General features: G+C 73.0%; 10 protein-coding genes. 3 read left to right on the top strand and 7 right to left on the bottom strand.

Features of this window, described 5'->3' with window-relative positions; all coding sequences use genetic code 11:
- Positions 1-4 precede the first annotated feature (4 nt).
- The 7 genes from OG562_RS01035 to OG562_RS01005 form a co-directional block, all read right to left on the bottom strand.
- Positions 5-1714, bottom strand: a complete 1710-nt coding sequence (locus OG562_RS01035; protein WP_266392354.1) for an acyl-CoA dehydrogenase family protein — start codon at positions 1712-1714, stop codon at positions 5-7.
- Complete coding sequence (locus OG562_RS01030) at positions 1711-3324, bottom strand: PfaD family polyunsaturated fatty acid/polyketide biosynthesis protein (protein ID WP_266392352.1); 1614 nt, start codon at positions 3322-3324, stop codon at positions 1711-1713. The genes OG562_RS01035 and OG562_RS01030 overlap by 4 nt, the downstream gene beginning before the upstream one ends.
- A gap of 26 nt (positions 3325-3350) precedes the next feature.
- Complete coding sequence (locus OG562_RS01025) at positions 3351-11021, bottom strand: beta-ketoacyl synthase N-terminal-like domain-containing protein (RefSeq protein ID WP_266392349.1); 7671 nt, start codon at positions 11019-11021, stop codon at positions 3351-3353.
- Positions 11022-11095: 74 nt separating this feature from the next.
- Positions 11096-17887 carry a type I polyketide synthase gene (locus OG562_RS01020; RefSeq protein WP_266392346.1) on the bottom strand — a complete coding sequence of 2264 codons (6792 nt, stop codon included), beginning with the start codon at positions 17885-17887 and terminating at the stop codon, positions 11096-11098.
- A gap of 471 nt (positions 17888-18358) precedes the next feature.
- Entirely contained in the window at positions 18359-19216 is an 858-nt protein-coding gene (locus tag OG562_RS01015) for an alpha/beta fold hydrolase (RefSeq protein ID WP_266392343.1), read from the bottom strand.
- A complete protein-coding gene (locus OG562_RS01010) occupies positions 19200-19466 on the bottom strand; it encodes an acyl carrier protein (protein WP_266392340.1) in 267 nt (88 codons plus the stop codon). Before OG562_RS01010 ends, OG562_RS01015 begins: the two co-directional genes overlap by 17 nt.
- A gap of 518 nt (positions 19467-19984) precedes the next feature.
- On the bottom strand, positions 19985-20800 hold the full coding sequence (locus tag OG562_RS01005) for a helix-turn-helix transcriptional regulator (protein WP_266392336.1): 816 nt from the start codon (positions 20798-20800) through the stop codon (positions 19985-19987).
- A 233-nt stretch (positions 20801-21033) separates the two neighbouring features.
- Between OG562_RS01005 and OG562_RS01000 the strand changes: the two genes are divergently transcribed.
- The 3 genes from OG562_RS01000 (at position 21034) to OG562_RS00990 (ending at position 24061) form a co-directional block, all read left to right on the top strand.
- Positions 21034-21825, top strand: coding sequence for an IclR family transcriptional regulator (locus OG562_RS01000; protein WP_266392334.1), 792 nt, complete (start codon positions 21034-21036; stop codon positions 21823-21825).
- A 248-nt stretch (positions 21826-22073) separates the two neighbouring features.
- The gene (locus OG562_RS00995; protein WP_266392331.1) at positions 22074-23513 is read left to right on the top strand and encodes a cytosine permease; all 1440 of its coding nucleotides are present in this window, start codon (positions 22074-22076) and stop codon (positions 23511-23513) included.
- On the top strand, positions 23510-24061 hold the full coding sequence (locus OG562_RS00990; protein ID WP_266392329.1) for a cysteine hydrolase family protein: 552 nt from the start codon (positions 23510-23512) through the stop codon (positions 24059-24061). Before OG562_RS00995 ends, OG562_RS00990 begins: the two co-directional genes overlap by 4 nt.
- The last annotated feature ends 116 nt before the right edge of the window (positions 24062-24177 follow it).

Here is a 24177-nt window from a genome sequence, read left to right as displayed (position 1 = left end):
ACGGTCAGGCGAGGTGGACGGGGAGGGCGCTGAAGAGCTGGTCGTGGTGGTGCAGGTCGGTGGTGATGTCCAGGGCGGGGAGCTGTGCCGGCCCCTCGCGGCGGGGATCCGTGCCGTCTGCTCTCGCGAGGAGGTGGGCGAGGGTGGCTTGCAGCCAGGCCACGGTGAAGAAGGGGTTCTCTTCGTTGGCCCACCACAGGTGGAGGCAGGACGCTGCCGCGTGGAGCCAGGTGAAGGTCTCTGCGAGGTCTATGAGGCCGGTGTTTCGGTCGGCCTCGGTGAGTTGTGCGGGTAGGGCGGCGACGGTTGCCACCAGGCGGGTGACCAAATGGGCCGTGGGGTGGTCGCCCTGGGCCGTGAGTCTGGCCAGTGCTTCCGGGGCCACGTGCGGGAGGGCTGCGGTTACGGGGTCCTGGCCTCGGGCGTTGAGGTCGAGACGGCGAGGGTCGTATGGGGGGAGGGGTTCACGGAGGTCGAAGAGGGTGCGGATTCGTTCTTTGGCCTCGGGTGCGTGGGGGCTGGTCGCGCCCACGCGGCGGAGCCGCTCGATGTCATGCCCCACCCCCCTGAAAATCTGCGGTAGTTGACTTGCGAATGAGCGGAGGTTGGCCAAGGTGCTGGTGTCCACCACCCGCACGATCGCTGCGTCCCTCTGAAGCTTCTGGAACAGGCCGCCTCCCGGGCCCTCCGTACGCAGGACCGCTCTCGTCGCCAGGACGGCTCCGCAGCGGCGGAGGACCTCCTCCGTGCTCTCCGCCACCACGTGTTTCGCCGCGCAGCCCCAGATGCTGAACGTCTCGGGGGCCACGTGGATGCCTCGGGACGCGGCCAGGGCGGTGGCGTCGGCTGCCAGCGCGGCGGCGGAGGCGATCGCCAACTCCCGCCGGGGATAGGGGGAGTCGAGGACCGTCGTACGGCCGACCCTGCGGTCCGCCGCGAAGTCCAGGGTCAGGCGCAGGGCCGTGTCGGCGATGCCCAGGCTGCCGGCCATGCTCATCACCCGGACGACCTGCTGGGCCTTCAGCACCGACTCCAGCGCCTGGCCCTCTTGGCCGACCAGGGCGTCCGCCGGCACCGGGAAGCGGTCGAAGCGCAGGTGGGCGAAGTCGATGCCGCGCATGCCGCTCGCGGGGACGGCGGGGCTGCGGGTCAGGCCCTCGCCCTGGGTCAGGTCGAGCAGAACCGCCGTGAAGGCACCGGGGCCGCGCCCACCGGTGCGGGCCACCAGATACACCGCCTCGCAGCGGCGGCCCAGCCCGACCATCCACTTCTCGCCCGTCAACTCCCAGCCGTACTCAGCGGGTTCGAGGCGAGCGGTGTTGGCCAGCAGATCGCTGCCGTGGGCGGACTCCGACAGGGCGAAGCCGACCGCGCCGCCCCGGGCGAGGATCTCCGCCGCGTACTTCTGCTGCTCCGGTGAGCCGTGCAGGGCCAGACAGGTGGCGGCGGTGATGCCGAACATCGTGGCCGGCATGACGTTCAGATCGCGGCGGGCGGCCGTGCGCACCAGCAGCATGGTCTCGTCGAACGAGGTGAACCGGCCGCCCCACTCCGGCGGAAGGTGGTTGAGGTGGAAGCCGGTCTCGCGCAGGACGGCGCACAACTCCTCGGGGAACGCGTCCTGTTCGTCCCGGGCGACCGCCGCCGCGAAGCCGTGCGGACTGGCCGCGTCGTAGGGGTCGCCGAGCCGTCGCTCGAGCTCGTCGGGGGTCACCGGGCGGCCTCCAGGGACGGTGTCTCGAGGGGGACGGGGCGGTAGTCGGCCGCCGACGCCGGGACACGCACGCCCGCCACCCGGAGCTGGGCGAGCCGGGTGTGGAAGGCGGCGCCGCGCATCAGATGGTGGGCCACGTCGGCGACCCGGCGGTTTCCGGGGGCCTTGAGGTAGCTGGCGGTGACCCAGTCGTTGAAGGCGCCCATTGCGGGCCCGCACCACACCTGGTAGTCCAGGACGCGGTCGGGATCGCCGACCGTGGACCAGCGCGAGGCCATGCCCAGGTACCAGCGGAACACCAGCGCCATCTGCCGCTTGGGGTGGTCGGCGGCCCGGGCCAGCTGATCGGGGTCGCGGCGGCTGAAGTAGCCGACGCACTCCTGCCAGACCTCGTCCAGCGGACGGCGCATGATCTGCGACTCCACCCTGGCCCGCTCGGCGTCGGGGAGGGCCGCCAGACCGTCGTACGTCTGGTAGAGCTCGTAGAGGCGCTTGGCACGCATCGGGAACAGGGTGCCCTTCTTCAACACCTGGAGTTCCACGCCCATTTCGAACATGTCGGCCGCCGGCGCCATCTCGCAGTCGGCGATGCCGGCGTCGGCGAGGAGCGCCTTGGCCGCCTTGGACGCGCCGGACTCGACGCAGGACTGGTTGACCGAGCCGGTGACGACGTAGGCGGCGCCCATGGCGAACGCGCCGGCCACCGACGTCGGGCAGCCCAGGCCGCCCGCCGCGCCCACCCGGATGGGGGTGGGGTAGCGGTGCTCGTGCTGGACGGTGTCGCGCAGCCGCAGGATCGTCGGCAGCAGGGCGGTGAGCGGGCGGCGGTCGGTGTGGCCGCCGGAGTCGCCCTCGACCGTGATGTCGTCGGCGACGGGGACGTACTTGGCGAGGTCCGCCTGCTCGGCGCTGATCAGGCCCTGGGCGAGCAGAGCGCTCACGACGGCGGCCGGCGCCGGCCGCATGAAGCGCTCGGCGGTCTCCGGGCGGGAGATCTTGGCGATGAGACGGTGGTCGGCGGCCACGGCGCCGTTCGCCGCGCGCCGCAGGCCGGTCAGCCGGTAGCGCACCACGTGCGGGCTGAGGCTCATGAACGCCGACGCCTCCACGCACCGCACCCCGTGGCGCAGGAACAACTCCACCGCCTCGCGCTCCAGGCGCTCCTCGCTCGGGCTGTGGATGAGGTTGACGGCGTACGGCAGTCCGGGGAGCTCGGCGGCGAACCGGGTCAGCGCCTTCTCGATGGTCTCCGGCAGCAGCCCGGCCGCGCCGTAGGAGGCGAGGAAGCCCTCCCGGGCCAGTGCGATCACCAGGTCGGCGGAGGCGATGCCGCCGGCCATCGCGCCCGCCATGTAGGCGTGCCGGACGCCGTGTGCGGCGAGGAAGGCGGGGGAGCCGAGGGTGTGCGGAGGCAGGGGCGCGGCCGCGGCCAGCAGGGGCAGGCCCTCGCCGGTGGTCGCCTGCCCGCCGGAGACCGCGCCGACGCCGGAGGGGGTGCGCACGACGAAACACGAACGGTCGAGGTCGGAGAGGGCCTCGCGGATGCCCGCGGGGTCGGTGCGGGGGCCGCTCGCTCCGTGCCAGCGCAGGGGAGTGGTCTGGGTCTGCATGACGGGGGTCGTCTCCTCGGGCCCGGTCAGGCCTGGTCGCGGGGGTCGTCGGCGGAGGCGGCGGAGCCGGCGGAGTCGGCGGAGTCGGTGGACTGGGCCGAGTCGGCGGACGGGGCGGACTGGCCGGAGTCGGCGGAGTCGGGGGCTTCTTCGGGGCTCGTCTCGGAGCGCACCTCGATGGCCACGTCCGTGAGTTCGTAGATGCGCAGGCCCGGCTTCCACAGGTCGGCGTCGGCGATCACGACCAGTCGGTCGCCGTCCCGGCGCACCTCCTTGATGTGCGCGTCGAAGCTCAGCTCGCCGTCGTGGCGCAGGATCTGGCCGCGGTACTTCCAGCTCATCGCGATGTCCGTGGCGAGCGCGAAGCGGGGGCGGGCGATGCCGTCCGCCAGGCCCTGGTCGCGGACGTACAGGCGCAGGGCCTGGAGGATCGCCTCGACGCCGAGCGAGCCGGGCATCACCGGGTCGCGGTGGAAGTGGCAGTCGAAGTACCACTCGTCGGGCCGGACCCGGCGCCGGCCGTGCAGATAGCCCTTGCCGTGTCTTCCGCCGCCCTCGACCACGTCCACCTGGTCGACGAGGTGGAAGTGACCGCCGGGCAGGGCCAGGTCGCCGGTGAACTGCGGGGCGTCGTCGGCGAGTTCGATCCGGCGGACGTTCTCGCGCGGGGCCTGCTCGATCCAGGGCGCCACATACGTGCCGTTGTCCAGGCCGGCCTGGTGGGCGAGGGCGGCCTCGCTGAAGTAGCCGAAGAGGGACTCGCCCGTGTAGAACACCTCGCCGTCGGCGGAGAGTTCGTAGCGGAAGTTCTGCAGCACCGCACCCGACACCGCGCTGGTCATCAGCAGCGTGGAGTGGTGGCGGACGGTCTTGCCGCGCAGGTCGACGTCCTTGACGAGGGTCGCCGTGCCGTCGAGGTTGCGGATGGAGTACTCGGTCTCGGGCTGCTTGAGGGTGGCGCCGAGGTAGTAGCCGTTCAGGATCGCCGCCTGGAGGGACGTCTCCATGTAGACGCAGTTGGGCATGTGCGGGTGGGAGTTCTCGCGGTAGTACCAGGCGTCGGCAGGCGAGTCGTACTCGGTGACCATCTCCGCCCCGGGCTTCAAGTCACCACGAGTGCCGGTCAGTTGCATGATGCGGTCGACGAACTGGAAATCCCCGTTGGGGATGTACGGCGCCCTGCTGTCCCGGTAGACGTCGAACTCGGGGCCCATCGCCGTCCCGAGGTCGCCCTTCGCGGCGTGCGCGAGATGCAGCTCGTTGATCATCGCGGGCTCGCCGGCCCGGTTGCGGCGGCCGAGGAACTCGGGCACGCCACCGATCCCGGCCCGGTACGGCGTGCCGTCCTTCTCCCGGATCTGGATGCCGAAGTTCCGCATCCGGATCACCGGCTTGTCGCCCAGGTACACCAGGACGTCGGCGATCACCGAGGGACGCGGGAGCAGCGTCAGCTCCATGACCTCGATCTCGTAGCGGATCTCGGAGTGCGCCGGGGTGATCTGGCCGCGCACCTGCACCTCCGTCTCCAGCCCGACGATCGTCTGGAAGCGGGCGTCCGGCAGGACCAGGTGCATGCCCTGGTGGAGCAGATACGCCTGGAGGGTCTGGACCGCGCCCTCGGCGACCATCGAGCCGGCCAGCACCGGGTCGTCGGGGAAGTGGCACGCGAAGTACCAGGCGTCAGGCTCCAGCCGCTTGTGCGCGGTGATCGCGCCGAGGCCGCGCGGTCCGCCCGTCCGGTCGATGCGGATCTCGTCGACCATGCGCAGCCGGACGTCCGGCAGCCGCAGCGCGGGGTTGAGCCCCGGGTCCTGGGCGTGGTGCGGGCCGAAGACCTCGCCCGGACGGCCGTCGGCCAGCAACTCCAGCTCCACGGCGGTGAGATGGTCCCTGTCGGTGTACGCCAGCGGCTTGAACCAGGTCTTCGTCAGCGCCGCCCGCCGCTGCCGCTCCCGCTCGGTCACCACGACGCCGAGCGGGGTGTCCAGCTCCGCCTGCGTGAAGAAACCGGCGCAGGCGTCCTTGAGTTCGAGGATCAGCTCGCCGTCGGCGTAGCAGAGGTAGCTGAAGAAGAAGAGGGTCGTGTCGCCCTGGCGGACGAAACGGTTGATGGAGATGTCGTAGCGCAGGGTCTGGCCGGTGCGGGGCAGGTCGCCGTGGAAGACCAGTTTGCTGTCGAGCAGCCGGTAGACGCGCTCGCCCTTGTTGCGGAAGTCGATGCCCAGGTAGCTGATCAGCAGCAGGTCGCACTGGCCGGCCTCGATGGCCACCGCCGGCGGCACCCCGCCGTCGACGGCGTACCAGGCGTCCTCGGGCACGTCGTACTCGGTACGGATGAACGACGGCTCGTAGACCCCGGTCTCGCCCTGCAGCGCGGTGACGCGGGTGACGAAGTGGTACGGCGGGGCGGGCAGGCGCACCCGCTTGGCGTAGGCGTCGACGGGGGCGAACTCGGGGCCGAAGACGTCGGCGATGCGGCCGGTGGCGAAGGCGAGAAGCTGCTCCTCGCCCCAGACGACGCCGGAGGCCTCGGGGACGGGGGCGGACACCGGCGCAGGCACAGGGGCGGGCGCAGGGGCAGGCACAGGGGCAGGGGACGGGGAGGCGGGGAGGGCGGGGCGCTGCGGAGCGGGCTGGACGGCACGGCTCGCGGCCGGGGGTTCGACGGGGCGGGGCGGGAGGGAGGGGAAGGGGACGGGACGGGGCGTGTGCCGACCGGTGGCCGTCGGCGCTTCGAGCAGCGCGTCCGTGCGCGCGAGGGTGTGCTCCTGGAGCACCCGCTGCGTCTCCATGACCACCGAGTGCGTGGCCACCATCTGCCGGCGCAGCTCGCGCACGAGGTCGGTGGCCGCGGAACCGGTCGAGGCCGAAGACACGGGTGCGGACGGCGGTCCCGGCAGGGCGGCCCTTTCGCCGGGTGCGGCGGGACCGCCGGCCGGGCGGTGGGCCACGGGTGCGGGTGGTGTGTCCTGGGCCGCCCACGGCAGGAAGGCGATCGGCTCCCCGTCGAAGGTGATGACCTCGGCGTCGTCGAGGGTGGGGTCGGCGGGCATCGGGTCGGTTACCTCCAGCGAGACGGTCGCGGCGGGGATCGGCCGCGCCTGCGTGGGGTCGGGGTCGGGCACGGTCCGGGCGTCCGTCACCTCGGCGACGACGGGCACGGGTCGGCCCTCCGTCACCTGGGGTGCGGGAGAGGCGGAGAGCGGGGAGCGCGGGGAGAGCGCGGAACGGCGGACCGCGGGAGACGCGGCGGCAGGAGGGGTGGACGGCGTCGCCGACAGCCCGGCCGCCGGTCGAGCGGACGGGGCCGCCGACCCCCCGGCCGTCAGCGCGGCGACCCGCGTCGCCACGCCCGCCGGGATGGACGCGCCTCCGCCCACCGGCACCCGAAGCAGGGCGCGCCGGGCGGTGGACACGGGGTCCGGGCCGAGCAGTGCGGTGAGGTCGACGGGCAGCCCGTGGGCGGCGAGCCGCGCCGCCAGCTGGGCGACGGAACGGACGGCCGGCACCCCGCGCCGGTCCACCGGCACGGCCACATGCGGGGCGTCGCCGAGGGTGTCGTGGATCCAGCGGGTGCAGGTCGCGCCGGGACCGACCTCGATGAAGTAGCGGAAGCCCCGGTCGTGGGCGGTGCGCACGAGCCGCGGGAAGTCGATGGCGCCGCGCAGGGTCTGGGCGATGCGGCGGGCCACCTCCCCCTGCTCCAGGTCGCCGACCGGCCCGTAGTCGTAGGCGCTCAGCAGTTCCAGGCCGCCCGGTGAGCCCGTCGGATGGTCGTTGAGCTCGGCGAGGGCGGCCAACTCCCCGTCGACCACCGGGCAGTGCATCACCGAGCCGACCGGGGAGCGGGCCGACGGGCAGCCCAACTCAGCGATCAGGGAACGGCATTGGGCGGGATCACCGGCGATGACGGCCTCGGTGGGCGTGTTGACGTGGGTGAGGAAGACCCGCTCGTACCGGGCGAGCGCCTCGGTGACCCGGTCCGCGGACTCCAGCAGCACGAAGCTGCCCCACACCGCCGCGTCGGGCGTGTCCTCGGGCAGGTTCCAGAGCTCCCGTACCGTGCGGCGCGGGCCGGTGAGCCGGTCGTGGAACAGCGGGGTCGCGCTGATCCGGTCGTCCCGGCGGGCCGAGCGCCGCCAGCCGCCGGTGGCGAAGAGCATGCTGGACTCGCCCAGGCTGTAGCCGAACGCGCCGTGCGCCGGCACGCCCAACAACTCCCGCACCAGGTCCGTGTAGAGGATGGCGAAGGTGGTGCCGGTGGCCAGCATGAAGGGGACGTCCTCCCCGAGTCGCCCCTCCAGCTCCATCAACGCCCGCCGTTCGAGGGCGACTTGGGTGCGCGGATACAACTGGGCCGCGCGGAACAGACGGTCGGGGTCCGCCGCCTCCGCCTCGAAGCGGTTGAGCAGTGACGGGAAGACGCGGAACAGGTCCCGGCCCAGCCCGGGATAGGAGTTGAAGGCCCCCGGATACACCAGGGCCACCTTCCCCTCCGCGCCGATCGGCCGCGGCGCGAAGCAACTGCCCGCAGGCGTCGTCCACTCCTCGCCCTTGGCGTACGCCTCCCGCAGGCCATGAGCGGCCGACTCCAGCTGCTGCCGCAGCTGTTCGCCGTCCCGCCCGACGAGGACGACCCGCAGGTTGCTGCCCGCGAGCCGCTCGGCCGCGGCCCGGCCCAGCCGGTACGGGTCCGCGCCCTCGGCCAGCAGCACCAGATGGCGGTCGACCTCCGCCAGCAACCCGTCGACGCCGGCCGCGCCGAGCGGCAGCAGCAGCGGGGCGCCGGCCCGACGCCAGTCGGCGGACACCTCGTCCCCACGGGTGCGCTCACCGGACAGCACCACATGGCCGTGCGCGCCGTCGGATCCGATGACGCTCACCGAGGCGTACCGACGGCCCTTGTGTCCACGGCCGCGCTCCTCGCCGCCTCCACGGCCGCGCTCATCGCCGTCTCCGTCGCCGCTGCCACCAGCGCTCCCGCCGCGCAGCCACGGCCGGGAGGAGTCCGGCACATGGAAGGCGGAGGCCGCGAAGTGGTCGCTCAGCTCCGGGTCCGGCCTGCGCCAGCCCGGAACCCCGGGGACGTACCCGTGGTGCACACACAGCACCGCCCGCAGCAGCCCGGCCATCGCCGACGCCGCCTGCACATCCCCGACCTGCGCCTTCGCACTGCCGAGCGCGACCGCCCCGGACCCGGCCGGGTACACCCGCGCCAGCCCCTCCAGCTCTGTTGTGTCCTGCGCCGCCGTACCGCCCGCGTGCGCCTCCAGGTAGCCCACGTCCCCCGGCCCGATCCCGGCGTCGGCAAGGGCCTGCCCGGCGGCTGCGGCGAGCGCCCCGGCGTCCGCCTCCGGCAGCACGCCGTCGACGGGAGCGGCATGCCGTACGGCGATGGAGTCGACCCGCGCGTACCCGGGCCGCGCGGCCTCGCCCGCCCGGGTGACCACGACGGCCCCCGCGCCCTCGCCGATGCGCCGGCCCCGCTGTCCCTCGCCGAAGCTGAGACCCGCGCCCGCCGCCGGACGTCCCCCGCGCAGCAGCAGGTTCTCCGGGGAGGCGGCCAGGTCGACGGCGCCGACCAGCACGGCCTCCACGCTCTCGTCGAGCAGCAGGAGTCGGGCGATCTGGAGGGCCTCGGCCGCGCCCGCGCCGTCGGAGGAGACGGTGAAGGAGGGGCCGGTGAGATTCCAGAGCGAGGAGATGCGGCTGGCCATGATGTTGCCGATGTAGCTCAGCACCTCGTTGGCGACGATCGGCTCGTGGACCGCGTCCCGGGCGGCCGCCAGGAGCTGCTCCGGCGTCGGTTCCAGACCGGCGTCGGCGTACGCCCGGCGCAGGAAGTCGCCGAGGCCGTACCGCGCCAGGTGCAGATGCGCGCTGGGCTCGATCTCCATCGCGACCACGACCGCCACCCGGCGCGGGTCGGGGGCCTTCCGGCCGGGCGGCACGGTCCGGTCGTACCCGGCGTCGCGCAGCGCCTCGTCGGCGACCTTCGAGATCAGGGCGTGCTGAAGGTTGTAGTTGCGCAGGTCGGCCGGGGGGATGCGGTGGTCGGCCGGATCCAGTTCGACGCGGTCCACGAACCCGCCCTCGGGCAGCTGCGCCCGGGTCAGACCGGCCCGCTCAAGGGTGCCGCCGGGGGTGTCCTCCAGGCCGCGCCAGCGGTGCTCGGGCAGTGGACGGAAGGCGTTCGTGCCGTCGTGGAGCGCGCGTTCGAAGGCGGCGGCCGAGTCGAGCGTGCCGAAGTGCGCGCCGAGGCCGACGACGTCCAGCGCGGGCGGAACGACGACCGGCTCGGACGCGCCTTCCCCGGTCCGGGTCTCCGGGGTCTCCGGGATCCCTTGGATCCCCTGGATCCCCTGAAGCCGCTGGGTCCCCTGGGAGAGCACCACGTGGGCGTTCGTCCCGCCGAAGCCGAACGCGGACACCGCCGCCCGGCGCGGTCCGGGGTGTTCGGGCCAGGCCCGCCCCTCGCGCACCACCGGCAGCCGGTCCGTGAGCGGCCGTTCGACGCCGAGCGTCGGCGGAAGATGCCCGTGCCCCATGGCCAGGATCACCTTCAGCAGACTGCTCAGGCCCGCCACGGTCAGCAGATGCCCGAGGTTGCCCTTCACCGAACCGAGCGCGGGGATCGCGCCCCGCGCGCCGAACCAGTCGGCGACGGACTCGGCCTCCGTGCTGTCGCCGATCGGCGTCCCGGTGGCGTGGCACTCCAGGTAGTCCACCAACTCGGGTCCGAACCCGGCCTGCGCGTAGGCGAGTTCGTACGACGACCGCTGCCCGGCCGGATTCGGGACCAGCAGATGCCGGCCCGCGCCGTCGTTGGACAGACCGATGCCGTCCACGACCGCGTAGATCCGGTCCCCGTCGGCGAGGGCGTCCGCGAGCCGCCGTACGGCGACCATGCCGGCGCCCTGCCCGGTGAGGATGCCGGTGGAGCGGGCGTCGAAGGGCTGGCTGACGCCGTTGCCGGGATAGGCGTGCAGGTCGGAGAAGGAGAGGTGGATCAGCGTCGGGTCGGGGGCGCACACCCCGCCCGCGAGGACCAGGTCGGCCTGCCCGGCGGCCAGATGGTCGCAGGCCAGCTTCAGCGCGTACAGCGCCGAGGAGCAGGCGGCGTCGAGGGCGTAGCGGGGGCCGCCCAGACCCAGGGCGGCGGCCGTGACGCGGGCCGGGGCGCCGCTGACGCGGGCGTCGGCCGGGTGCACGGCGGCCGGGTCGAGGAGCGGGGCCGCGTCGGGCGCCGGCCTGCCGGACGCGCGCAGACCGGCCAGCACGGCCTCGTGGACCAGGGGCAGACTGATGCGCGCGGAGGCCGGGGTGGGGAAGGAGTAGTCGCCGATCACCAGGCCGGTGCGGGTCAGCAGCCCGGGGCGGTCGGCGTGTCCGCTGTCGCGCAGGGCCTCGCGGGCCACGTGCAGCGACCAGTGGAAGACCCGGTCGAGGCGGGTGAGGTCGTCAGGGCGCAGCAGATATCCGGTGGGGTCGAAGTCGAAGCCGGATACGAACCCGCCGCGCATGCTGGTGATGTGGTGCGCGGGGTCGGTGTCCCGGGCGTCGGCGGCCGGGCCGAAGACCTCCGGCCCGCCCTCCGTACGGCTGTCGACGCCGTCGCGCAGATTGTCCCAGTACGCGTCGGGAGTGGCCGCCCCGGGGAAGAGGCAGGAGATCCCGACGATCGCGAACTTGCTCATGGCAGCTGTTTCCTCCAAGGCGCCGGGGCCCGGCGGGAGTCGACCCGCCGGTGCCTCCGGTCCGTACGTCGGGCTCAGCGGCTCGCGAACTTGGCGGCCAGCTGCGGGGTGGACACAAGGGACACGCCGGAGAACCGGGCCAGGACGCGCCCGCCCGGGGTGCACGCCGTCACGGTCAGCGCCGTGCCCGACGCGGCGGGCTCCACCGGCTCCACGACGACGAGGAACGGCTCGCCGTCCGGCAGCGCCTCGTACAGTTCGACGCCCGCCACCGCCATCGGCAGACTCGCCGTGTCGCGGTGCAGCCGCGTCCACACCAGCGCGGCCTGCAACAGCAGGTCGGCGGTGCCGGGCGCGAACCGCTCACCGCCGAACGCGCCGCCCGCGGGCCGCAGTTCGGCCAGCGCGCACTCCAGCACGAGCCGCGCCTCACCCGGCTGAAGCACCCGGCGCAGCCCCCGCAGGGACGCCCCGTGGAACAGCGTGCCGTCGGCGTAGAACACCTGCGCGTCACCGCCGCCGCCGAGCGCCGGCAGCCCGGACACCCGCCCCGGCTCCGACGGAGCACCGCCGAGCAGCACCCGGGCCGCGTAGTGCGGTCGTACGGTCCCGTCCGCGCCCACCGAGCGGATCGCCACGTCGGCCTCCGCGCCGTCCGGCGTCGGGTCGACGGACAGCTGGAAACGGCTGCCGTCGAGCGAGCCGTCGAAGACCACGCCCTTGTGCACCGCGAAGTCCCTTATCCGTGCGGTGACTTGACCGGTCAACCGCTCGAGGGCGCCGGCCGCCCAGCCCAGGGCGGCCGCGGCGGGCAGCACCGGGGCGTCGCCGATCACATGGTCGGCCACGAGCGGCTCGGCGACGAGCGCCGACAGGTCCCGCTCCAGTAGGGCCGCCGGGGTGCGCGCGCCGTCCTCCCGCGCCGACAGGGGAGTGGTCGGGCCGAGGACCGTGACCACGTCGCCGGACCGCTCGGCGGCGAACTGCTCGGTGAACATGCGGGCCCCGGTCTCCTGCGGGATCAGCGCGATGCCGCGCTCCTCGAAGACCGCCTTGATCTGCGGGGACACCATGCCGCTGTCCCAGGCGCCCCAGTTCAGCGCGGAGACATGGGCCTCGGGCCGACGGGACTTGAAGGAGGCCGCCCAGGCGTTGAGGACCTCGTTGGCCATGGCGTAGTCCGACTGGCCCCGGTTGCCGAAGAACCCGGCGACCGACGAGAACAGCACGACGTGGCGCAGCCGTTCGGCGGGCACGGCGGCCACGACCGACCGCAGACCGCCGAGCTTCACGGCGAAGACCCGCTCGATCTCGGCCGCCTTCTTCGCGGCGATCAGCTGGTCCGCGAGGACGCCGGCGCCGTGCACCACCCCGCTGATCCGCTCCCGGTACGGAGCGAGCGCGGCGGCCGTCGCGGCGGCGTCGGCGATGTCCACGGCGAGGTACTCGACCTCGCTGCCCGCCGCCCGGAGGTCGGCCAGCGTCCGACGCACCTCGCGCTCCCCGACGACCGCCTGGTAGAGCTGCTCGACCCGCTTCGGGGTGGGCTTCTCGCCCGACTCCTTCAGCCGGGCCACGGCGGCGGCCTTCAGCGCGGCCGCGTCGGTCAGCCCGTGCGCCCACCGGGGCTCCTCGCCGAGCGCGGTACGGCCCAGCAGCAGCAGACCGGGGCGGTGCGCCGCGGCGAGGGCGACGGTGCAGCGGGCGGTGATGCCGCGCGCGCCGCCGGTGACGACCAGGAGGTCCTCGGAGGTCAGCGGGCGGGCCGGCTGGGCGGCCGGCGCGGCGGCCGATCCGGCGGCCGGCGCCTTGCCGAGGGTGAGCGCGACCCTGCGCAAGCCGTCACGGCCCACCTGCACCGGGCCGCTCGCGGCGTCGTACACCTCCTCCAGCACCAGATCCGCGGCCCGGTCCGCGCCGAGCGCAGGGGCGAGATCGACCGCCCGGCAGAACAGCTCGGGGGCCTCGACGGCGAGGGTCTTCACCAGACCGCCGACTCCGCCGGCGGGCACGGCGTCCTCGGACACCCCGGTGAGACCGAAGGCGCCGTCGAGCCGGGTGACGGTGACGAAGGCGGCCCGGTGACCGGTCTCCGCGCCGACGGTCAGCGGGCCGACCAGATGCTTGGCGACGAGCAGCGTGTGCGCGAGCCTGCGCACGCCCTCGGCCCACGGCAGATCGTCGACGGCCGCGAAGGCGAGCACGAGGTGGACCTTGTCGCCGGTCAACTCCTCGGCGCGGGAGGCGAGTTCCGTGGCGCCCCAGCCGGTGAGGGGAAGGTCCTCCGCTCCGGCGACGCGCTGCGCGACACCGGGCAGCCGTAGCACCCGCACCTTCCAGCCGGCCGCGTCGAGCCGGGACGCGGTGGCCTGGGCGACCTCGCTGCCGTCGTCCACGACCAGCGCGGTCGCGCCCTGCGGGTAGCCGCCTACCAGGCGGTCCGGGGTGGTGGGAAGGTCCCGCAGCGCCGCGTGACCACGACCGATCGCGGCGGTGGTGACGGCGGGGGCGGGGACTCCGGCAGCGGGGGTGGCAGGAGCGGCGGTGGCCGCCGGGGTTGAGGGGGCTTCCGGCGAGGGGACGTCGGACAGACCGGCCACGAAGCCGACGATGTCGCCCAACGTCCTCAGTTCCGCGAGGTGTTCGGGGCCGACGGGGGTGGGGCTGGGGAAGTGTTCCTGGAGGACGCCCATGATTTCGACGCGTTTGATGGAGTCGATGCCGAGGTCGGCTTCGACGTCCATGCCGAGGTCGAGCATCTCGGCGGGGTAGCCCGTCTTCTGGGAGACGATGCCGACGAGCGCGGCGGTGACGTCGTCCGTGGCGGGGGCGTCAGCGGCGCTGCCGACGATGTTCTCGGTGCTCTCGGAGGTCGTGCTCGCACCGCCGCCCAGTTCCAGGACGAAGCCGACGATCTCGTTCAACGTCCGTAGTTCGGCGAGGTGTTCGGGGCCGACGGGGGTGGGGCTGGGGAAGTGTTCCTGGAGGACGCCCATGATTTCGACGCGTTTGATGGAGTCGATGCCGAGGTCGGCTTCGACGTCCATGCCGAGGTCGAGCATCTCGGCCGGGTAGCCGGTCTTCTGGGAGACGATGCCGAGAAGGGCGGCGGTCACGTCGGCGGTGGTGGCCACCGGGGCCGTCGGGGCCGGAGCGGGAGCCGCTGCCCGCGCACCGGCGCTCGTGCCGCCCAGGCTGAGCACGAAGCCGACGATCTCGCTGAGCGTGCGCAGCTCCGCGAGGTGTTCGGGGCCTACGGGGGTCGGGCTCGGGAACCGTTCCTGGAGGACGCCCATGATCTCGACGCGCTTGATGGAGTCGATGCCCAAGTCCGCCTCCACGTCCATGCCGAGGTCGAGCATCTCGGCGGGGTAACCGGTCTTCTGGGACACCACGTCGAGCAGCGCGGCGGCGATGTCGTCGGCGGTCGCACCGACCGGATCCGGAGCGGGGGCGGGCGCGGGGGCGGGTGCAGGCGCGGGCACTACGGGAGCGACCGCCGCCGGAAGCGCCGCAACGGTAGGCGTCACCGGAACCGCTGTGGCTGCCGGAACCTCCGGAACCTCCGGAACCTCCGGAACCTCCGGAACCGCCGGGGCTGCCGTGGCCGTCGACGGCGTCACCGCGCCGATCTCCAGAGCCGCCAGGTCCCGCAGGATCTCGTTGGCCCGCAGATGGGTGCGCCCGATCGCCAGACCGTGCTCCTTCACCGAGGAGACGCCCGGGATCACCGCGTCGACGCGGCCCTGCTCGTCGGCCCGCTCCAGCAGCCCCATCATGCGCTGCGCGCTGGTGAGCTGGCCCTGGAGGTACTCGTCGTGCAGGGCGAGATGGTCGGCGATGAGCGAGGAGAGCCGGTCGTCGCCGGGGATGGGAGCGGGGCCAGGGGCAGGGGCGGGGGCAGGGGCGGGGACGGGGCGTTCTTCTTCCACGAGCTCGCTCTCCAGAACGTCTGCGGGGAGGGACAGGGCCAGGCTTGCGGCGGGCGTCGAGGCAGTGACGTCCACGGAGTGCGTCGCGACCGGCGCGACCCGGTACCCGTTCTCCAGCGCGTCCCGATACGCGGCCCTGCGCGCGTCGGGCACATGGTTGATGCCGTTGAGCGGCACGGTCATGCCCTTGACGGGCTCCTCGACCGGCGGCTCGGCCACATACCGGTCGGCCGTCGCCAACGGCAGTCCGAGTACGGCGAGTTGGGCCACCGCCCGCTTCAGCGTGAGGTCGGCGTCGCCGGCGCTGCCCGGGTCCAGCTGCACCGCGTGGTGCTCGCGCTCGCCGAGGATCCGGTCGACCAGCCGGGTCAGCACGCCCTTCGGGCCGAACTCGACGAACGTACGGAAGCCGGCCGCGTACATCTCCTCGACCCGCTCGGCGAACTCGACGGGCTTGACCAGCTGGTCGACCAGGGTCCGCCGGTTGGCTTCGGCGTCCGAACCGTATGAGGCGTCGGGGGAGTTGGCGAACACCGGGCGCTGCGGCTGGCCGATCTCGGCGGCGGCGACCCGGCGGCCGAACTCCTCCACCGCGTGGGCGACGAACGGCGTGTGGAAGGCCGCCGACACCGGCAGCCGCTGCGCCCGGACACCGGCCGAACCCGCCGCCGCGACGAACCGTGCCACGGCGTCGGTGCCGCCGCCGACCACGACCTGGTCCGGAGCGTTCCGGTTGCAGACGGTCAACTCCGGGTGTGCGGAGAGCAGTTCGGCGACCTGCTCCGGTGAGGCGGTGACGGCCGCCATCGCCCCCGGGTCGAAGTCCGCGTCGGGCGGCGGGGCCATGGCCGCGCCCCGCGCCCGGGCCAGCGCGTAGTACGTGTCGTCGTCGAGGGCGCCGGCCGCCCAGAGCGCGGCCAGTTCGCCGAAGCTGTGCCCGAGGAACCCGTCGGCGTCGAAGCCGAGTTCGGTGAGATAGCGGTAGTGGCCGGCCGCCAGGGCGCCGATCGCGGGCTGCGCGTACTCGGTGCGGCGCAGCTCGGTCTCCTGGGCCGCGCGGGTCGCCTCGTCGAAGGCCGGCGGCGGGAACGCCACCCGGGACAGCGGGAGTCCGCCGTCCGTGAAGGCCGCGTTGGCCCGGTCGAAGGCCGCGCGCAGCGGGGGCAGCGCGAGGACCGCGGTGCGGCCGGGCTCGACGTACTGGCTGCCCTGGCCGGCGAAGAGCGCGGCGACCTTGCCGGTGGGGGCTGCGGCGCGGCGGAAGTAGACGCCCTTGGGGTGCGACCAGGACTCGGCCGTCGGCCGGTCCCGCAGCTGTGCGACGGCCAGGGCGCGCAGTTCGGCGAGTTCGGCGTCGGTGCGGGCGACCAGAGCGAGGCGCGGGCTTCCGGCGGGAGCGGGCGTGCTCTTCGGCTCGGCCCCCTCCTCGACGGCCCGTATCAGCCCGTTCATGTCAGGTTCATGCCATACGCATATCCGGCTCACAGGGAACATCACCCGTAGGTCGTCCCCGTCCCCGTGCTCCTCCAGCACCAGGTGGAAGTTGGTGCCGCCGAAACCGAAGGACGACACCGCCGCCCGGCGTCTGGGGCGACGCGGGTCGCGGATCCAGGGGCGGGTGCGGGCGCTGACGTAGAACGGGCTGTCCGTCCAGTCGATCGCCGGGTTGGGGCGCTCCACGTTGATCGTCGGCGGGAGCAGCTTGTGGTGCAGGGCGAGCGACAGCTTGATCATCCCGGCCGCGCCGGCCGCCGCCTTGGTGTGGCCGATCTGCGACTTCACACTGCCGACCGCGGCGAACTGCCGTTCCTCGCCCGCCTCCGACACCACCGCCGTGAGCGCGGACAGCTCGGTCGCCTCGCCGACCGCCGTGCCCGTGCCGTGCGCCTCGAACAGCTCGATCGAGTCGGGGGAGACGTCCGCGTCCTCGTACGCCCGGCGCAGCGCGGCCATCTGGCCCTCCTTGCGCGGGGCGTAGATGGACTTGAAGCGGCCGTCGCTGGAGGAGCCGATGCCGCGCAGGACCGCATAGACGCGGTTGCCGTCGCGTTCGGCGTCGGAGAGGCGGCGCAGCGCCAGCATGCCGATGCCCTCGCCGATGAGGGTGCCGTCGGCGTCCTCGTCGAACGGGCGGATGCGGCCGGACTTGGAGAAGGCCGGGGTCTTGCTGAAACACAGGTACATGAAGATGGTGTTCTCGGCGTCGCAGCCGCCCACCAGCATCGTGTCCGAGCGCCGTTCCAGCAGATCGCTGACCGCGGCCTTCACCGCGCCGAGCGAGCTGGCGCAGGCCGCGTCGATCGTCATGTTGATGCCGCCGAGGTCGAGGCGGTTGGCGATCCGGCCGGCGACGACGTTGCCCAGCATGCCGGGGAAGGAGTTCTCCTCCCAGGGCGCGAAGGCCAGCTTGAACTTCTCCGCGATCTCCTCCGCGTCCCGGTCGGACAGCCCGCAGCTGCGCACGACCTCCTTCAGGACGGGCGTCTGCAGCCGGGCGGACAGCGGCTGGGTGAGCTGGTTGGCGCCGGTCACGCCGAGCACCACGCCGGTCCGGGAGGCGTCGTACCAGTCCTGGTCGGCGCCCGCGTCCTTGAGCGCGTCACGCGCCACGACGAGGCTCAACAGCTGCAGCACGTCAGTGACTTCGAGCGTGTTCGGCGGCAGCCCGAACTCCAGCGGGTTGAACGGGACGGTGGGGATGAAGCCCCCGCGCCGGGAGTAGGTCTTGTCGGGCGCGGCGGGGTCGGAGTCGTAGTGCTCCGACACGTCCCAGTGGGTCGCGGGGACGTCCTCGATGCAGTCGGCGGCGGACACCACGTTCGCCCAGAACTCGCGCAGATCGCGCGACTTGGGGTACAGGGCGGACAGGCCGACGATCGCGATGGGATCCCGGGCCAGCCGGCGGTCGAGGTCGGAAGGGTGCGAAGCGTTCACGGCGAGGCTCTCTTGGTCGGACGGCGGGGCCGGGGAACGGCCCTGGTCGGTTCGGGCCCTACGGGTGACGCACAGGGAAGGGGGAGAGGAACGGGACTTACGGGTGTGCGGGCGTACAGGCGTGCGGGTTTACGGGCGTGCGGGTTTACGGGCGTGCGGGTTTGCGGGCGTGCGGACGTGCGGGTTTACGGAGTGCGGTGGCGACGGGCCGTCGGCGATCACGACCGGGCCGCGCCGGCCGGGCGTCCCGCGGCAGCCGGGGGAGCACGCCGAGGCCTGAACAGAGGGGAGCGGGGCAGCGCACGGCGGTCGGCCGTCACACCGAAGCGACAACAGCCAGGCCGTCGTGAGCGAAGCCGCCGACAGTCAGGTTGTCGTGAGCGAAGCCGTCAACAGTCGGGCCGTCGTCGGCCAAGCCGCCCACAGTCGGACCGTCGTAGGTCAGGCCGCCGACCGTCGGACCGTCGACAGTCAGGCGTTGTAGAGGAGTTCGGCGAGCACGCCGAGGGAGTCCGGGCGGCTGAGCATCGTGTAGTGGTCCCCGGGGCACAGGTGCACGGTCAGTCCGTGCGGGGCGAGCGGCTGCCAGCCGAGCGTCTCGTCGCCGGGGACGAGGCTTCGCTCGGCCTTCACCAGCACCAGCGGGAGCGGCGCGGGCGCCGGCCGGTGCGGTGCGGTGAGGCGGTTGTTGCGCAACAGGCCGTCGACATAGGTGTCGTAGAGCTTGCGCAGTCCGGGCAGCGGGGTGTCGGGGAGCAGGGCTCCGGCGGCGGTCGCGGCGTCCAGGACGACGGGGAGTCCGTCGTCGACGCCGCGCCCCTCGAGCGCGCCGGGGTCGAGGCGGACCGGGCGGTCCCGCTTGGCCCCGAGATACATGGCGAACCAGTCCAGGAGCAGGGCGGGTTCGAGCGCGTCGTCGGGCTGCTTGTACGCGTCGGTCGGCGCGATGCTGTCGAGGAGCACCAGGCGTTCGGGCCGTCGCCCGGCGGGCAGCGCGTGCGTCATCGCCAGCGCCAGCACTCCGCCGAAGGACCAACCGGCCAGCGTGCAGGGGCCGTCGACCGGTTCCAGGGCCGCCAGCAGCCGCTCGGCCAGGGCCTCCACGGTGGTGGCCGCCCGGCCCCCGGTCAGGGCCGCGTCCGCGTAGTCGGGGACCGCGCCCAGGTCCAGTACGGTCAGTCCCTCGCCGTCCGGCAGGGCCCGGGCCAGACCGACGTAGACCTGGGGGGCGAGGGCGCCCGGGTGGACGACGTACACCGTGCGTCGGCCGGGTGCGGCGGTGCGCAGCGGGCGGGCGACCGGCGAAGCGGCGTCACGCGGCGGCCGCACGCTGAGCGCTCTCCTCGGCCAGATAGGTCGCCAGGTCCTTGACGGTCGGGTGGTACCAGAGGGTCGTCGTGCTCAGCTCGAAGCCGAGCCAGTTCTCCAACTCGCCGGCCAGGATGAGGGCTTCGGTCGAGTCGAGGTCCAGTTCGTCGAAGTAGACCTCGCGGGAGACCTCGGTGGCCGGCACGCCGAGTCGGTGGGCGATCTTCTCGATCAGCCAGGTCTCGGCTTCGGGTGCGGTGACTGCGGGCATGGGGGACGTCCTTCCCTGAGGGGCGGGTGGATGCTGAGCCGTGCACCGGACAGGCCCGGGCGGGTGACGGCGCGCGGCGCACGCCGAACGTGCCACACGGCGTGCGCGTCGGGGACCGACCGGATTTCTCATCCGGTCGACGGGCCTGTGCCGTGAAAGGGGCCGGAAGTCCGGCCGGGCCTGAGAGCGTGGGGGGATTTGAGCTATGGGCAACTTTCTGCTAATCGCCGTGGGGGGTGGCGAATAAATAACTTGTCAGTAACTCGTCAGCAAGTTGTCGGCGTCCGGTTCGTGCTCAATGGTGCAGACCTGCGTCTTCGCAGGTGTCGCGTGTGTCGCGGTGTCTTCGGAGTGGCCGCCCGAAGCACGCAAGGCACAGTCTTGCCAGTTTTCGGAATCTGCAACAAGCGTTCTTCCGAAGAGTGGAAAGAAATTCGGGTTTACGGGCGTAGACCCGAAGGAGGACCTGTGGAGGAATTATGTGAAGGGCTCGTGAAGTGACGGTCGAACCGGCCGTATTACCGCTGATTGACCACTTTTGACTCACGGCGGAAGGCGCCCGGTGTCATATTCACGCGGCGCGCGAAGAACTTGCCGAAGTTGGTCACCTCGGAGAATCCGAGCTGCCGGGCGATGGCGCTGATCGGCAGATCCGTGTGGGCGAGGAGACGGCGCGCCTCCAGGGCGACCCGGGCGTCGATCATGTCCTTGGTGGAGGTGCCGGCGACGGCGTGGCAGGCCCGCGCCAGAGCGCGCGTGCTGCAGTTGAGGGCCGCGGCGTAGTCCTCCACCAGTCGGGTGGCCCGGTAGGAGCGGTCCAGCTCGCGGCGGAACCGGAGGAAGAGGTCGCCGTTGTCGCCGCTGACGGGCGAGGCGTTGTTGTGGCGCAGTCGGCACATCTGGTCGAGGTGGAGCAGGACGACCGCGAGCAGATGCTTGAGCAGCTCCTCGCCGAGCCCCCGGTCCGGTCGCTCGAACTCCTCCTGGAGGAGGCTCAGTACGCGCTGGAACGGAGGCGACTCGCTGTCGTGCAGCTGCCAGTGCGAGGGACGCAGCACATCGTCGAGCATCGCCATGTGGGCACCCATCTGCAGCGGGAACGCCTCGGTGAACATGATGATGTCGGCGTCCATGGAGGGCTGCGGGAAGGACTGGATCACCTGGTTGGGCCGGGTCCACAGCAGGGTTCCGGGCCGGCACTCGAAGCAGGTGGAGTCGATCGAGTAGCTCCCTGACCCCTCCCTGACCAGCATGACCTGGTGGAAGTCGAGCCGGTGCGGAGCGGCGAGGAAGTCGGCGCGGACCATGGTGAGCAGCTCGCGCAGGGTCAGCACCGCGATACCGAGACCGGGCCGGCAGACAGGTCTGTAGGGGACGCGGGGGATCGGTAACGATGCGAAATCAACCATGAACGTTCCGGAATCGACCTTTCACTGGCCACTTGAGGGTTCAATGATAGAGCCGGTCGCCCGATGCCAGATCACTTCTGGTGCCTGTGTGTGCACGGACATGCACACGCACGTGTCAACACGCGCCATGACCTGAAGGTGAAGGGACTCTGAACGGGATGACCACTCCCCACTCCGCAGCTCCGGAGCGCTCAGTCGTCGACCGGACGCTCAGCATCCTCGGCGCCTTCGACCGGGACAACCGAACCCTGACGCTCAGCGACATCAGCCGGCGCTCGGGACTGCCCGTCGCCACCGTGCACCGCATCGTCAACAAGCTCCACGGCTGGGGCGCCCTGGAACGGTGCGCCGACGGCGGGTACAGCATCGGACTGCGGCTGTGGGAGACGGCCGTTCTCGCGCCGCGCTCCTCCGCCGTCGTCGAGGCGGCCCAACCGCATCTCGTCACGCTGCACGGGCAGACCTCGGCCGCGGCCACGATCGCCATCCGCGACGGCAAGGAGAGCGTCTGCCTGTCCTTCGTCTCCGGCGAACCGGAGGTGGCCGCCACCTACGGCGACCCCGGCCGCCGGGTGCCGCTGCACGCCACCGCGGTCGGACTGGTCCTCCTCGCCCACGCCGGCGCGGCTCTGCAGAACGAGGTCTGCACGGCCCCGCTGCGCGCCTACACCTCCGCCACGATCACCGACGGCGCGCAGCTGAAGCAGTGCCTCGCCAAGGTCCGCCGGGAGGGCTACGCGGTCGTCCACGGCACGCTCTCCCCCGCCCGGGGCGGCTTCGCGATCCCGGTGCGCGACAGCCGCGGGATGGTCGTGGCCGCCGTGGGAGTCGTGGGGCCCTCCGAGGTCGTCCAGCCCAGGCGCGTGGCACCCCACGTGCGCGCTGCGGCCGCGATGATCCAGCGGTGCGTGCGGAGCGAGGGACTGCGCGTCACGGAGGTCGGCGCATGAGCTGAGCCCGGCGGCCGGGCGACCGCCCCTCCCGGGCGGACCCGGCCGCCCCCGCCGTGGATCAGGGGTCCTGACGGGTAGGACGGGGGTAGGACTGTGTGGCGGGCCACGACGGACGCCGCGCCCCTCCCCCTCTCCGGACAGGCAGGTCGACGATGACGAACCCCCAAGCCGGCCCACCGGAGAACAGACCGGCAGACGGACCGGAGAGCAGACCGGTGGCCGGACCGGCGGACAGACCGCTCCAGGTGGAGACGCACGGCCTCGACGTCATCCGGGACACCGAACGCAAGGGCACGCCCCGCACCCTCTTCTGGCCCTGGTTCGGGGCGAACGTCTCCATCCTCGGTCTGAGCTACGGCGCGTTCGCGCTCGGCTTCGGCATCTCCTTCTGGCAGGCCCTGGCCGCAGGAGTGATCGGCATCGTCTTCTCCTTCCTGCTCTGCGGGTTCGTCGCGGTCGCCGGGAAACGCGGCTCCGCGCCCACCATGGTCCTCGGCCGCGCCGCCTACGGCGTGCGCGGCAACCGGCTGCCCTCGGCGCTCTCCTGGATGCTCACCGTCGGCTGGGAGACGGTCCTGGTCGCCCTCGCCGCCATGACCACGGCCACCGTGTTCGACCGCCTCGGCTGGGGCGGCGGCACCGGCACCAAGGTCGTCGCGCTGATCCTCGTCGGCGCCCTCACCGTCGTAGGCGGAGTGATGGGCTTCGACCTGATCATGCGCCTGCAGACCGTGATCACCGTGGTCACGGGCGTGCTCACTCTCGTCTACGTCGGACTCGTCGCCGACCACGTCCACTGGAGCACCGTCTCCGCGATCCCCGCCGGCTCCGCCCAGGAGTTCATCGGCGCGCTGGTGTTCATGATGACCGGCTTCGGCCTCGGCTGGGTCAACGCCGCCGCAGACTACTCCCGCTACCTGCCCCGCTCCTCCTCAGGCCGGGGCGTGATCGGCTGGACCGCCTTCGGCGCCTCCGTCGCCCCGCTGCTCCTGCTGGTGTTCGGCCTGCTGCTGGCCGGCTCCTCCGAGGAGCTCTCCGCCGCCGTCGCCGCCGACCCGATCGGCGCGCTGACGACGATCCTGCCCACCTGGTTCCTGGTCCCGTTCGCCGTGGTCGCCGTCCTCGGCCTGGTCGGCGGCGCCGTCCTCGACATCTACTCCTCGGGACTCGCCCTGCTCTCGGCCGGACTGCGCATCCCCCGCCCCGCGGCGGCCCTCGTCGACGGCGTCCTGATGATCGCGGGCTCGGTCTACATCGTGTTCTTCGCCGACGACTTCCTCGGCCCGTTCATGGGCTTCCTCACCACCCTCGGCGTCCCCATCGCCGCCTGGTGCGGCATCATGCTCGCCGACCTCGCCCTGCGCCGCCGCGACTACGACGAGGCCGACCTCTACCGCCCCGACGGCCGCTACGGCGACGTACCGCCCCTGCCGCTGCTGCTCACCCTCGCCGCCACCGCCCTCGGCTGGGGCCTGGTCACCAACGCCTCCGCCGACTGGCTGGAATGGCAGGGCTATCTGCTCGGCCCCTTCGGCCTCGGCGGCAAGTCCGGCGCCTGGGCCTACGCCAACCTCGGCGTCCTCGCCGCCCTGGCCCTCGGCTTCCTCGGCGGCCTCGCCCTCGGCCGCGACCGGGTCCGCGCCCAGGAGGCACAGCCCCCGAGCAGACAGGCGACGCCCGTATGACCCGCGCCGCCGCCCACCTCGCGGTCATCGACATGCAGCACGTCTTCGCCGACCCCGACAGCCCCTGGGCGGCCCCCCGCTACCCCGAGGCGGCGACAGGCGTACGACGGCTGCTGCCGGCCTTCGCCGAACGCGTCACCTTCACCCGCTTCCTGGCCCCCGAGCGACCCGCCGGAGCCTGGCAGGCCTACTACGACCGGTGGCCCTTCGCCCGCCGGCCGCCCGACGCCCCGCTGTGGCGGCTGACGGACGAGTTCGCCCCGCTCGCGCACGACATCCTGGACGCGCCGACCTTCGGCAAGTGGACACCCGGGCTCGCCGACCGCGTCGCCCCCACGGGCCGCCTCGTCCTGGCCGGCGTCAGCACCGACTGCTGCGTCCTGTCCACCGCGCTCGCCGCCGCCGACGCGGGCGTCGAGGTGCTGGTCGTCGCCGACGCCTGCGCGGGCGCGGACGACGACTCGCACGCCAAGGCCCTGCACGTCATGGACCTGTACCGGCCCCTGATCCGGGTCACCGCCGTCGACGAGGTGCTCCGGGCCCGCTGAGGACCGGCCGGGGGATCGGTCCGGGGCATGGGTCCGGGGCATGGGTCCGGGTCGACCAGGGGATTGAACCGTCCCCGCTCGGGTACGCGAGCCGGACCGCGCCCGGACGTGCCGTG

Source organism: Streptomyces sp. NBC_01275 (genome assembly GCF_026340655.1).
GTDB lineage: Bacteria > Actinomycetota > Actinomycetes > Streptomycetales > Streptomycetaceae > Streptomyces.
This window is presented reverse-complemented; position numbering and strand designations above follow the sequence as displayed.